The 12,340-nt window shown below is 66.2% G+C and carries 13 protein-coding genes and 1 tRNA gene; 5 read left to right on the forward strand and 9 right to left on the reverse strand.

The features are described from left to right. Positions 1 to 32: 32 nt before the first annotated feature. On the reverse strand, positions 33 to 1,151 hold the full coding sequence (locus ACZ6IE_RS02720) for a VIT1/CCC1 transporter family protein (protein WP_464606673.1): 1,119 nt from the start codon (positions 1,149 to 1,151) through the stop codon (positions 33 to 35). Between the two features lie 182 nt (positions 1,152 to 1,333). Here ACZ6IE_RS02720 and ACZ6IE_RS02725 point away from each other — a divergent pair. After that, positions 1,334 to 1,406, forward strand: a tRNA-Arg gene (locus ACZ6IE_RS02725). A 95-nt stretch (positions 1,407 to 1,501) separates the two neighbouring features. Here ACZ6IE_RS02725 and ACZ6IE_RS02730 read toward each other — a convergent pair. Then, positions 1,502 to 2,413, reverse strand: coding sequence for a LysR family transcriptional regulator (locus tag ACZ6IE_RS02730; protein ID WP_079726858.1), 912 nt, complete (start codon positions 2,411 to 2,413; stop codon positions 1,502 to 1,504). A 140-nt stretch (positions 2,414 to 2,553) separates the two neighbouring features. Here ACZ6IE_RS02730 and ACZ6IE_RS02735 point away from each other — a divergent pair, with 140 nt between their 5' ends. Both ACZ6IE_RS02735 and ACZ6IE_RS02740 read left to right on the forward strand, forming a co-directional pair. Then, complete coding sequence (locus tag ACZ6IE_RS02735; protein WP_464606674.1) at positions 2,554 to 3,036, forward strand: CBU_0592 family membrane protein; 483 nt, start codon at positions 2,554 to 2,556, stop codon at positions 3,034 to 3,036. Positions 3,037 to 3,139: 103 nt separating this feature from the next. Next, on the forward strand, positions 3,140 to 4,198 hold the full coding sequence (locus tag ACZ6IE_RS02740) for an aldo/keto reductase (RefSeq protein ID WP_464606675.1): 1,059 nt from the start codon (positions 3,140 to 3,142) through the stop codon (positions 4,196 to 4,198). A gap of 159 nt (positions 4,199 to 4,357) precedes the next feature. On the opposite strand, the gene ACZ6IE_RS02745 is transcribed toward ACZ6IE_RS02740, so the two are convergent. From ACZ6IE_RS02745 to ACZ6IE_RS02760, 4 genes are all read right to left on the reverse strand, one after another. Then, positions 4,358 to 5,896 carry a M23 family metallopeptidase gene (locus ACZ6IE_RS02745; protein ID WP_464606676.1) on the reverse strand — a complete coding sequence of 513 codons (1,539 nt, stop codon included), beginning with the start codon at positions 5,894 to 5,896 and terminating at the stop codon, positions 4,358 to 4,360. A gap of 185 nt (positions 5,897 to 6,081) precedes the next feature. Then, positions 6,082 to 7,230: a YihY/virulence factor BrkB family protein gene (locus ACZ6IE_RS02750; RefSeq protein ID WP_464606677.1), complete on the reverse strand. Its 1,149-nt coding sequence runs from the start codon at positions 7,228 to 7,230 to the stop codon at positions 6,082 to 6,084. After that, positions 7,227 to 7,505, reverse strand: a complete 279-nt coding sequence (locus ACZ6IE_RS02755; protein WP_464606678.1) for a hypothetical protein — start codon at positions 7,503 to 7,505, stop codon at positions 7,227 to 7,229. The genes ACZ6IE_RS02750 and ACZ6IE_RS02755 overlap by 4 nt, the downstream gene beginning before the upstream one ends. A 212-nt stretch (positions 7,506 to 7,717) precedes the next feature. Continuing rightward, positions 7,718 to 7,921 (reverse strand): cold-shock protein, encoded by a 204-nt coding sequence (locus ACZ6IE_RS02760; protein ID WP_077054097.1) that lies wholly within the window; start codon positions 7,919 to 7,921, stop codon positions 7,718 to 7,720. Between the two features lie 333 nt (positions 7,922 to 8,254). Here ACZ6IE_RS02760 and ACZ6IE_RS02765 point away from each other — a divergent pair, with 333 nt between their 5' ends. Together ACZ6IE_RS02765 and ACZ6IE_RS02770 are read left to right on the forward strand one after the other, a co-directional pair. After that, positions 8,255 to 9,352 carry a fatty acid desaturase family protein gene (locus ACZ6IE_RS02765; RefSeq protein WP_464606679.1) on the forward strand — a complete coding sequence of 366 codons (1,098 nt, stop codon included), beginning with the start codon at positions 8,255 to 8,257 and terminating at the stop codon, positions 9,350 to 9,352. A 70-nt stretch (positions 9,353 to 9,422) separates the two neighbouring features. Next, a complete protein-coding gene (locus ACZ6IE_RS02770) occupies positions 9,423 to 9,680 on the forward strand; it encodes a glutaredoxin family protein (protein WP_464606680.1) in 258 nt (85 codons plus the stop codon). Between the two features lie 26 nt (positions 9,681 to 9,706). Here the strand turns inward: ACZ6IE_RS02770 and ACZ6IE_RS02775 are convergent, their stop codons facing one another. The 3 genes from ACZ6IE_RS02775 to ACZ6IE_RS02785 all read right to left on the reverse strand — a co-directional run bounded on the left by ACZ6IE_RS02775 (position 9,707) and on the right by ACZ6IE_RS02785 (position 12,122). Beyond that, positions 9,707 to 11,104, reverse strand: a complete 1,398-nt coding sequence (locus ACZ6IE_RS02775) for a cryptochrome/photolyase family protein (protein ID WP_464606681.1) — start codon at positions 11,102 to 11,104, stop codon at positions 9,707 to 9,709. Positions 11,105 to 11,237: 133 nt separating this feature from the next. Further along, positions 11,238 to 11,747, reverse strand: coding sequence for a MarR family winged helix-turn-helix transcriptional regulator (locus ACZ6IE_RS02780; protein WP_464606682.1), 510 nt, complete (start codon positions 11,745 to 11,747; stop codon positions 11,238 to 11,240). Positions 11,748 to 11,840: 93 nt separating this feature from the next. Further along, the gene (locus ACZ6IE_RS02785; RefSeq protein ID WP_464606683.1) at positions 11,841 to 12,122 is read right to left on the reverse strand and encodes a hypothetical protein; all 282 of its coding nucleotides are present in this window, start codon (positions 12,120 to 12,122) and stop codon (positions 11,841 to 11,843) included. Positions 12,123 to 12,340 lie beyond the last annotated feature (218 nt).

Below are 12,340 nucleotides of genomic sequence, written 5' to 3' on the forward strand. Positions count from 1 at the left end.
GAACGGTGTCAGATTGTTCGCGCCCGACTGAGCTAGGCGACCGACGTTCCGAACAGCAGGCCGAGCAGGTACGTCGCAATCGCGGCGCCGTAGCCGATGGCCAGCTGTCGCAATGCCCGTTTGAGAGGGGACGCCCCTGACAACACGCCGACGGTCGCACCCGTGACCAGCAGGGCGAGCCCGACGAGGACAGCGGCGACGACGAGTGCGGGCAGCCCGCCCATGCCGAAGAGGTAGGGGATGATCGGGATGATCGCGCCCGAGGCGAAGAAGAGGAAGCTCGAGATCGCGGCTCCCCACGCCGACCCGATGGCTTCGTGTTCATCGCGGGATTCGTCGGGCATATTCGAGGCCGAGACGTGCGGATCGTCGCCGTGCGCGCATTCGGCACCCGAGATCATCTCGCGGGCGTGCTCTTCGGCGGCGCGCTGTTCCATGCCGCGGGCCCGGTAGACCAGCGCCAGTTCGTTGGCGTCGACGTCGAGGTGCGGCAGAACCGTGCGCGCCTCAGGGTCGGGGGTGGATGCCGACAAGAGCTCGCGTTGCGACGAGACCGACACGTATTCGCCCGCGCCCATCGACAGGGCCCCGGCGAGGAGACCAGCCACGCCCGAGGCGAGCACCAGTGGAGTGGGCACACCCGTCGCGCTGATTCCCACCACGAGCGCCATGTTCGAGACGAGCCCGTCGTTGGCGCCGAAGACCGCGGCGCGGAACGTGCCCGACAGCTGACTGCGGCCCCGAGCTGCCAGGCCCCGCACGACCTCGCCGTGGATGCGCTCATCCGCCGCCATGGCCACGGTCGCGTCGGTGTCGTCGGCGTACGGTGAGCGACCCTCGGCCCGCTGAACGAGCGCGAGCACGAAAATCGAGCCGAAGCGCCGCGCGAGCGTGCCCAGGATGCGGGTGCGGAGGTCGGTGCGCGCGGGCTTGCCCTCGCGCTCGCCGAGCAATTCGAGCCAGTGCGCCTCGTGGCGGCCTTCGGCGTCGGCCAGGGCCAGCAGGATGTCGCGCTCCTGACCCTCTCGGCGCTCGGCGAGGTCGCGGTAGGTGGCCGCCTCGGCCCGCTCGTCGGCGAGGTATCGTCGCCATCGGCGCAGGTCGGCTGAGCTGGGGGAGTGTGCCTCGGGTGGCACAACGGAGTCGTTCACCCCGCGAGTTTACGGCGGTTTTCGGCCGTATACCGCCGAATGCATACTGTTCGTACGCACGAATTTCGCTGTTCCGATCCTCGGCGAATCGCGCTCGTCCGGCCCCGATTGGCGCCGCCCGCCAGCTTCGTGTAGGCTCATCTTCGGCCTTGAAGAGCACAAACTCCGAGAGAACAAGCCATGCGCCCGTAGCTCAACGGATAGAGCATCTGACTACGGATCAGAAGGTTGGGGGTTCGAATCCCTCCGGGCGCACAGGATTCACATCCACAGATCTGGTTGAGACAGATCGAAACGGCTCGCTTCGGCGGGCCGCTTTCGTTTAACCCCTCGCCGCCTCACTCAGCTCCTCAGTCGCCGCTCCCGAGAACGTCCAACTCGCCGGCCGCCCGCACCAGCTCGGTCACGACAGCCCGCGTCCCCGCTCCGGGCTCGCGCCGCGTCGACCGATGCCGAATCGTCAGGTGACGGCTGCCGAGCCCGGGCAGGTCGATGACATCGAGGCCCTCCGGCACGCCCAGCCGCACGGTCAGTGCAGGCAGCAGCGTCACGCCGAGACCGCCCTGCACGAGCGCCAGCGCCGCCTGGAAGTCCTCGTAGCGGTGCACGACCGGGGGAGTGATGCCGAGCGCGGCCTTCGCGCGTTCGACGGGCAGTTCTGATGCCCCGCCGGGCGCCACCCCGAGCCACGGCAGCTTCTCGAGCCCCGCGCCGCTCAGGTCGAACGTCGAGCCCCGGGGGACGACGAGCCGCCACGGTTCGTCCAGCAGCGGCACATCGGCGGTGTGGGCTGGCGTGTGGCCCGTGTCGGCCAGGTCCCGGTCGACGATGATGAGGTCGGCCTCGCCGGTGCGCAGCATTCGAGGAAGCCTCGCACTTGTGGCATCCGCGATGCTGAGCTCGAGGCCGGGCAGAGCCTCGTGCAGGTGGTCGAGAATGGGCACCAGGAAGCCGGAGACGACCGTTTGGAACGCCCCGATGACCACGCGTCCGGTCACGCCGTGCTGGGCCTCTGAGAGCCGGCTGCGTGCATCAGCCAGTTCCCGCTCGATGTTCTCGGCGGCCTCGACCAGGATGCGGCCGGCCGGCGTCAGGCCGACACCCCGGGGCCCGCGCTCGAGCAGCTCGACGCCTTCCTCCTTCTCGAGCCGGCTCACCTGCTGCGACACGGCGGATGCGGTCAGGTGCAGCGAATCGGCGGCCGCCAGGATGCTCCCGTATCGGGCGACGGCGAGCAAAAACGAGAGGCGCTTCGGGTCCATGTCCACAGTAAGCAAATCTAATGCATCGCATCAGGATTCGTTATTTGTGCTTAGGCGTCGAGTGACGGATGATTGCCTCATACCCCTTCACACCTCACCGCTGACGCGGTGATCGTCGTTCCCGAAAGTTGCACCCGCACGTGGATTCCTCGCTCTTCCTCACCCTCGCCGGCTGGCTCGGCGCGCTCGGCACCGTCACGGCTTACGCCCTCCTGACGTTCGGCAAACTGACCTCCACGTCGGCCACGTTCCAGTCCCTCAACATCGCGGGTGCGGCGCTGCTCTGCGTCAGTGCGACGGTCAGCCAGGCGTGGCCCTCGGCCGCCGTGAACGCCGTGTGGATCGTCATCGGCCTGCAGGCCGTCGTGCCACTCGTCAAGCGCCTCACGCGCGGAGCCGACTCCGCCTCGACGGTCGTCCCGGCGCAGACGACGGCTGCCGTAGGTGCAGGTGCAGGTGCAAGCACGGGCGCAGGCACCGACACCACCTACGACGCCGGCGCCTGGGAGGACTACACAGCCTCCGAGCGCGAGCTCGCCCGCACCGAGATGCCGCCCACCCTCGTGCTCCCCGTCATTCACGACAGCGGCTACGTGCTCGACGAGCGCTACGCCGCGGCCTGACGTCAGCTGCGTCCTCATCGCGCACCCCGCTGTGGCGTAGCCCTCGTTAGCGTTTCGCGCCACCCCATCCGGTCGGTCACCCGCGAAGCGTAGGGTGGGGCGCATGTCAGAGCAGACCGTCACAGAATCCGCCAACCAACCCACCACAACCCTCGGCCGCACGGGCGTCGAGGTCAGCCGCCTGTGCCTCGGCACCATGATGTTCGGCGACTGGGGCAATAAAGACCACGACGACTCCATCCGGGTCATCCACCGCGCGATCGACGCCGGTATCAACTTCATCGACACCGCCGACATCTACGCTTACGGCGAGTCCGAAGAGATCGTGGGCAAGGCGATCGCGCAGTCCGGCCGTCGCGACGACATCGTCCTCGCCACCAAATTCTTCAACGGTATGAAGCAGCAACCCAACTATCGGGGTGGGTCGCGTCGCTGGGTCATCCGTGCGGTCGAAGACTCGCTCCAGCGCCTCGGCACCGACTACATCGACCTCTACCAAATGCACCGGCCCGATGAGCACACCGACATCGAAGAGACGCTGGGTGCGCTCGACGATCTCGTGCGCCAGGGCAAGATCCGCTACATCGGCTCCTCCACCTTCCAGCCGTCACAGGTGGTCGAGGCTCAGTGGGCCGCCCGCCAGAATCACACTGCCCGCTTCGTCACCGAGCAGCCGCCCTACTCGCTGCTGACCCGTGGCATCGAGGCCGACCTCCTGCCCACCACGCATCGCCACGGCATGGGCACGCTCGTCTGGAGCCCCCTCGCCGGCGGATGGCTGAGCGGCAAGTTCCGCGCGGGCCGCGACCTGCCCACCACCCACCGCAGTGACCGCGACCCCAACCGCTACGACCTCAGCAACCCGGCGATTGCCGCCAAGTTCGAGGCGGCCGACAAGTTCGGTGCCCTGGCCGACGACCTCGGCATCCCGCTCGTGCACCTCGCCCTGGCGTTCGTGCTGCGCCACCCGGGTGTTACGAGTGCCATCATCGGCCCCCGCACGCTCGAGCAACTCGAATCGCAACTGGATGCCGCATCCGTCGAACTCGACGACGCCACCCTCGACCGCATCGACGAGATCGTCGCCCCCGGCACCAACGTCAACCCCGAGGACGCGGGCTTCAGCAATTACTGGCTCGACGCTTCACGCCGCCGCCGCTGAGCCGGTGCCACGCGAAGAAGCCCGGCTCACTCAGGTGGGCCGGGCTTCTTCGTAAATGCGTGTTGCAGGGCGATCGTCGCTGGGTGGACCTCGCTGGGTGAACCTCGCTGGGAAACCCTCGCTGGGAAACCCTCGCGGAGTCAATCTCGCGGAGTCAATTTAGACGGTGACGCCCTTGCTGCGCAGGAAGATCGCGGGGTCGACGTGCTCGCCGTTGATCTGCACCTTGAGGTCGAGGTGGCACCCGCTGACGACACCCGTGGCACCGATGTCGGCGATGTATTGGCCACCCTTGACCACGTCACCGACGGCTACCTGGAAAGAACCGCTCAGCAGGTGGCCGTAGATCGTCTCTTCGACCTCGTTGTGTTTGATGATGACGCGGTTGCCGTAGGCTCCGGCGTTGCCGACGAATGTCACGACGCCGTCGGACGCAGCCTTGAGCGGTGTTCCGCATGCACCGCCGAAGTCGATGCCCTCGTGGAAGCTGTTCGAGCAGCCGACGCCGTTGCAGATGAGCGAGCGCGGGCCGTAGGGCGAGGTGATCGCGCCGGGCGCGGGGCGCCACCATCCGGTCTCGGAGGGTGCGGTGTAGTCGCTGAGAGCGCCACCCGATGCGAAGGCGAAGCCGGCTGCGCGCTGGGCCGTGGACAGGTCGGCCTTCGACGTGGCGTCGTAGGTGTCACGGGCGAGGTCGGCCTGGGCCACCGTCTGTGCCACGGTCAGCGACTGGCCGTCAACGGTGCGGGTGATGGGCTGGCCGATGGCGTCGACGGTGCCGGTCGCGGTGGGTGCCAGAGCGTAAGCGGGAAGTGCGAATGTTCCCACGAGTCCGGGGATGACGAGCGCGACGGCGAAGGTGGACCGAGTCGACCGCAGTCGTTCGCGCAAACCCTTGCGGGTCGAAGCGCCGGGAAGGTCGGAGTGACCACCGGTCGATGCGGGCAAAATGGCGGCGGCCACGGGCTTGGGCGCACGGTCGGCGTTATCGAACCGAGCGGATGCCACGGGGCGCGAGTCTTCGCCCCCGGGAAGCGTGAACACGGGCCGGGGGCTTTGGCCCGCTGCGGCAGGGGCACGGTCATCGGCAACTGCCGCACCGATCGGCGCCGCGGCGACGGATGCTGCTCGCGGGGAGGCCGGTGCACCGGGCACAACGCTCGCGCCCTCGTCGGAGGTGTTGTGAACCGCCGGGATGGTGATCGAGGACGTGGCGGGTGCGGCGGTCGACTGCTCGGGGGCCGAGGCAACCTCGACGCTGACCGTGACGGTCTCGCCTTCGTCGGACGAAACTTCGTCGGTGTCGCTGACCTCGGTGTCGCTGACCTCGATGGCGCTGACATCGATAGCGTCGGCCGCGGCGACGATCTCGGCCTGCTCGCGCAGGCGCTGCTCACGCAACTCGCGTCGGGTCAGGGGGCGTGCGGGTGCACCTTCTTCGACCACGATGGTGGTCGGCGTGCGCAGACTCGGAGCGTTTGCTGCGGGAAGCTGCGTGGGCTCAGCCGGGGCCGATGCTGCCGGGGCCGATGCTGCCGGGGCCGATGCTGCCGGGGCCGCGGATGCGGCACGCCGACTGCGGCGGGTGGGCAAGGAGTGTGCCGAGTCACTCAGCGAGGCTGCGGGCACCTCGGGAGCAGAGGAGTCGACGAGCGTGCGGTCGGGCTTCGACGATTCCGGTGTAGAGCTTGTTGCCAAAGTTGGATCCTCCGGCGCCTCGACGACCCAACGGTCGCCTCATCTGCAGCGCAAATCAGAACGGCACACGGAACCAGGGAGATGAGTGTAGAGGCGCCCCGGCCCGGGCCCGTCGCCATTGTGTGGCAACAGGACATCTCTCAGCCTACGTCAGATTCCTCAAAAAAGCCCGGGTGTGCGTCGACTTATTTCCGGTTAGACGGCGTGTCGCGATCACGACGCGTGCCTTCGTCGCTGTGTGAGTCGCCACTCGTGTCGCCGTCGGAGCCCGGTGCCGGGTTGCCCTCAGACAACCGGAACTCGCGCGCTTTGAGGACATCCTTCGCCGCGGCATCGATCGACTTGTCGATCTGTGCCCGGTCGTGGACGGGGAGCTGCAGGTCGTATTCCGCTTCGATGCCGGCGCGCAGTTCACGCATCCGCTCGATCTCGGCATCGACGTGGGCGCCGAGGACGAGAGCGTTGTTCGAGATGAACAGCCACAGCAGGAAGATGATGACGCCACCGAGCGAGCCATATGTGGCGTCATAGTTGCTGAAGTTGGCGGCGTAGAAGAAGAATCCGACGGTCGCAAGCGCCCAGACGAGCAGCCCGAAGATGGCGCCCGGGCTCACCCAACGGAATCGCGGCTGAGCCACGTTGGGGGTCATGTGATAGAGCACGGCGAGCAGGAACACAGCGAGGAAAACGGTGACGGGCCACTTGACGATGTTCCAGGTAAGCAGAGCGGCATCGCCCAGCCCGATGAAGTTGCCGATGGCCTCGGCAATGGGGCCGGAGACGATGATGAGCAACGACATGATGACGAGCGTCACGAGCACGATGACCGTGACCAGCAGCATTTTGGGGCGCAGCTTCCAGACCGGGCGGCCCTCTTTCACGCCGTAGATGCGGTTCAGGCCACGCGAGAAGGCGCTGACATAACCGGATGCCGACCAGATCGCGCCCGCAAGACCGATGACGAGCGCCCATCCCGCACCCGGTGATGAGGTGAGGTTCTCGATGGGTCCGCGCAGAGTCTCGGCGGTATCTTGGGGAAGGGAGGAGTTCATGAAAGCGATCAGTTGGCTCGTCACATCATCGTCACGCCCGATGAGCGCGAGAATGGAAACCATGGCGAGGATGCCGGGGAAGATCGCCAGAACGGTGAAATAGGTGAGGGCGGCGCTGATGTCGCTGCCCTGGTTCTGCGTGAACTGTCGGAACGCACGCTTCAGGATGTAACCCCAGTGACGGCCCTTCAGCTTCGCGGGGGAGTCCTTGCCGGTGTCGCGAGGGGCATCGTCGCCCTCGGGAACATTCTCGGGGGTCGTCTTCTTGGCGGTGTCGGTCATCGGTTCTGGCCTTTCTTCACGGTGACGACGAGCACGATGGTCGCAGTTGCGAGGGCTGCGGCGGCGATGATGCCGACGCGGCGTTCCCAGAGGATCTCCCGCACGCGGGCGCGAAGCGCGTCCGGTGTGAGGCGGTCTTGTATTTCCCGCATCGTCTCAGCGAGCTGGCCTCTTGTTTCAGACAGGGTCAACGCCAGGACGGCCGGGCTCGATCCCTCGATGGGCCGGTCGCTGCGATCGTTCGGCAGCTGCAGGGGTTCGTCGTGTTCATTCATCGTGTATCCATTTCGACGGATTCGAGCGGATGCGTCAAGGCCTTGACCTGCCGTGTGACGGGCATCCGGCGCTGCCGGTTCGCGGTGAAAATGCCGCCGGGTTAAAGCATGAAGCCCCGGCCGAAAGACCGGGGCTTCATGGGGAGAAGAATCGAAGATTCTTCTTTCGGGGGTGTTCACGCCGAGGCGCTTACCTGATCCCGAAGGGAGATTTAGAGGGGGCGGATGTTCTCAGCCTGGAGACCCTTGGGGCCCTGAGCGGTGTCGAATTCAACCTTCTGGTTCTCTTCGAGCGAGCGGTAGCCGCTCGAAGCGATGGCGGAGTAGTGCGCGAAGACGTCGGCCGAGCCGTCGTCGGGGGCAATGAATCCGAAGCCCTTTTCAGCGTTGAACCATTTGACGGTACCAGTGGACATAACATTCTCTTTTCGTGAGGGGACCGGCCCCGACTTTCGGGACCGTTCGTCGCGGTGTTAGTTAATCGCTCCTGACGAAAAGCTTCTGACTCCGGTGGAGTCGTCCACTTGATATACATATGCGCAACACAACAACTGACACCCCACAGTAGCTCATGAAGCTGCGGCGCAACAAGGTTTCCGACATATTTCTCACACCGGCAGAACGGACTCCGACGTTAAATGACAAATGTGAGGCGAATCATCAGGTGCCGCCCCTATGTTCGAAATATCTAAGAGCGCACGCTCATTGCATCCGGCTGGGAAGTCGAAAATCAAGACGCCGGAGCCCCTATGACGCTCAGCAGTACCCTCGGACCGGTCCGCACAACCGTCCCTCGCATCACGTCAGCCCCCAACGTGACGAGCACTTACTCCTCTCTTCTCAAGACGGTGCGTGACGCAGGCCTCCTGCGCCGCACCCGCGGTTATTACATTGCCGTCATGGCCGCACTCACCGTCGCTCTCGCCGGCTGCGTGACCGGGTTCATCCTTCTGGGTGACACCTGGTATCAGTTGCTCATCGCGGGCGCGCTCGGAATCATCCTCACGCAGTTCGCGTTCCTCGCCCACGAGGCCTCGCACCGCCAGGTGCTCGAGTCGGGCCCCGCCAACGACAAGCTCGGCCGCTTCCTCGCCGCCGGAGTCGTCGGCATCAGCTACGCCTGGTGGATGACGAAGCACACGCGTCACCACGGCAACCCCAACCAGGTCGGCAAAGACCCTGACATCGAGAAAGACACCATCTCCTTCCAGGAGAAGGATGCCGCCGAGCGCACGGGCTTCCTCGCCCTCATCACTCGCAAACAGGGTTACCTCTTCTTCCCCCTCCTCACGCTCGAGGGCCTCAACCTGCACGGCCGTTCGCTGCAGACGCTCTTCGCCAAGGGCAAGGTCGAGGGCCGCTTCATCGAGCTGGGCTTGATCGCCTTCCGCATGCTGGCCTACATCGCCGTGATCTTCTGGGCATTGCCGCTCGGCATGGCATTCGCGTTCATCGGCGTGCAGATGGCCGTCTTCGGTGTCTACATGGGTGCCTCGTTCGCCCCGAACCACAAGGGCATGCCCCAGATCGCCGAGGGCGTCAAGCTCGACTTCCTGCGCAAGCAGGTCCTCACCTCGCGCAACATCAAGGGTGGCGCCGGCATGAATATCTTCATGGGTGGCCTCAACTTCCAGATCGAGCACCACCTGTTCCCCAACATGCCGCGCCCGCACCTCGCTGCCGCGCGTGCCATCGTCAAGGAGCACTGCCGCGATCAGGACATCCTCTACACCGAGACGTCGCTGACCCGCTCTTACGCCATCGTTATCGATTACCTGAACCGTGTCGGCCTCTCGGCCCGCGACCCGTTCGACTGCCCGGCAGCCCAACGGTTCCGTCGCCGCTAGGCCAGACGCAAAAGAAAGCACAACGAATGCCGCACGGAATACCCGTGCGGCATTCGTCGTTCCACCGGTCATGAAGCTCACCCTGTTCACGAGCGCCTTCTGTGCGCCCTGCCACGCCGCTCGCGCGACAGTGGCCCAGGCGCAAGAACTGGTGCCCGGGCTCGAGGTCACGGAGCTCGATGTGGCTTCGCACACCGACGAGGCCGAGGCTGCCGACATCCGCTCGACGCCCACGCTCGTCATCGAAGGCGACGCCGGGAGCTTTCGGGCTGCGGGTGCGCCGTCGCTCGACCAGCTGCTGCGAGCCCTAGCCAGCGTCAGCGCCTAGTCGCTCAGCGACCAGTCGCTCAATGCCTAATCGCCCTGCGCCTCGGCGCGAGCGTGCTTCACGACGTCGTAGGCGGCGAGGGCCGCCTGCCGGGTCGCGGCGAGGTCGACGAGGGGCTCCGGGTAGTCGTCCGTGCCATACTCCGGCACCCAGCGGCGGATGTAGTCGCCGTGCGGGTCGAACTTCTTCGCCTGGAGTTCGGGGTTGAAGACGCGGAAGTACGGCGTCGCATCGGCGCCGGAGCCCGCCACCCATTGCCAGTTGAAGGGGTTGTTCGCCGGGTCGGCGTCGACGAGCGTGTCCCAGAACCACTGTTCGCCCAGGCGCCAGTCGATCAGCAGGTTCTTGATCAAGAAGGATGCGGTCACCATCCGCACCCGGTTGTGCATCGTGCCCGTGTGCCACAGCTCACGCATGCCGGCATCGACGAGCGGAATGCCCGTGCGCCCCTGCTGCCATGCCTGCAGCGCACCCTCATCGAGGTCGGGCCAGGGGAAGGCATCGAACTCCGAGCGCCAGTTGTCGGTCGCCAGCCGCGGGAAATGGTAGAGCACGTGATGGGTGAACTCCCGCCATCCGACCTCGCGGAGGAAGCTTCCGACGGCATCCGCGTTGCGGCGGTCGCGCGCCTGGTTCGCGGTTGCCCAAATCTGGTGCGGGCTGATCTCGCCCCAGCGCAAATGCGGTGACAAACCCGAGGTCACGCTCTCGCCCGGTCGATCTCGACCGTCGACATAGTCGATGACGTCGTCGGCGAGGAAGCCATGCAGCTTGTCGTGGGCGTCCTTCTCACCGGGCACACAGTTCTCGCGCAACCCGGCAGCCCAGTCTGGATGAGTCGGCAACAGATCCCAGTCGTCGAGCGCGTCGCCGGCATCGCCACCCGCCCCGTCGAAGCCGTCGATGGTCTTCGGTCGGGCCAGCGGATGCCGCGGCGGGTCCTCCTGCAGACGCTTCTGCACCGAGCGCCAGAAAGGCGTGAAGACCGCGTAGGGTCCGCCCGAACCGGTCTGCATAGTCCACGGTTCGACGAGCAACGCGGCGTCGAAGCTGCTCACCTCGAGGCCGTCACCGCGCAGACGCGACTTGAGCCGAGCATCGATGTCCCGCGCGGCCCCGTAGCGGCGATTCCACACGACGGCCTGTGCCCCTGTCTCGGCGACGAGGGCGGGGATCACCTCTTCGGCGCGCCCGCGTCGCAGGTGCAACGACGCGCCCGCTTCCGCGAGATCGGCCCCGAGCGAGGTCAGACTGCCGTGCAGCCACCACTTGGCGGCACCACCGAGGGCACGCACCTCGTCGCTCTCCTCGTCGAGCACGTACACGCACAGCACGGGTGTGCCGCTGTCGACGGCGTGACGCAGGGCCGGGTTGTCGGCCATCCGCAGGTCGTCGCGGAACCAGACGATGGTGGGTGCAGTCATCCCCTCACCCTATGCACGCCGGTGAGTGCGCGAGAGGCCTTGCGCGTCGCGGCCGTTTTTGCTGCCGCTGTCGCCCTCGCTGCATGTGCCGCATGTTGCGCGAGCGCTGCGAGGCGCGGTCGAGCCGTCCCGCCTACGCCTGCGGCTGCGCGCGGGCCTGAGCCTCGGTCTGTTCGAGCTCTGAGCCCGGGCAGGCACCTTCGTCTGGATCACTGTCGGGGCAGCGCAGTTTGTCGGTGAGTGCCGCCAGCTGACGGAGTTCGTCGGGTGTGAGCGCCTCGGACATGATGCTGTCGATGGTGCGCATGTGTGTGACGGCCACGGCGCGGTAGTGATCGAAACCCTCGTCGGTGATGCGCACGATCGTGCCGCGGCGGTCGTGCGTGTCGGGCAGCTTCTCGACCAGGCCGCGCGCGACGAGTCGATCGACGAGACGTGAGACGCTCGGCTGGCTGAGGAGTACGAGCTGGTTGATGTCGCGCAGCCGGGCGCTTCGGTCGGGTTGCTGCGACAGGTTGAACAGCACGTCGTATTCGTTGAGCGACAGATCGTGCGAGGGGAAATCGGCGGAGAGCGCGCGCATAACGCCCACTTGGGCTCGGAAAAGCGACTCCCAGGCGGTGACGGCTAGTCGCTGAGACATGCGCTCGTCCTTTCGATCGTGCACTGCCCTGCGTGGCGGTGGAAAATGGTCGATCCGGCGCAGCACGTGTCGCTGGTCGACGGGGATTCGAGCCTACTTCTTTCCGGGGGTCGACCGTGGCCCGCTTGTGGGGGCGACGAGCGCCCGGTAGAGCAGCACCATGCCCAGGAAGGCGACGCCGAGTCCGACGATGATGGCACCGATTCCTGCCGCGATGAGCCAGCCCGGGCCGGAGACGGCACCGATGAGCACGCCGACGATGCCGGCGGCAGCGAGCAGCATGCCCACTCCGAACGTGAGGATGCCTGACGCAAGACGTGGGCGGGATGCGCGTGTCGCGGACTGGGCGTGTTCCTCGCCGGTATGGGTGCTCATGCTTTTAGGCTAACGCCGCCCCGACGTATGCCGCCCAGGCACATGCCGCCCCGACGTATGCCGCCCAGACATATGCCCCCTAGACATGACTGAAGGCCGGTCGTAGAGGCTTACGACCGGCCTTCTCCCTTGCACCAAGAGTGTCCTGCAATCACATTTGCGTAGCTGCCACAGCAAAACAACTAACGCTCTACGAATATATAACGGACAGGTAACGA

Source organism: Okibacterium sp. AC114, assembly GCF_979253355.1.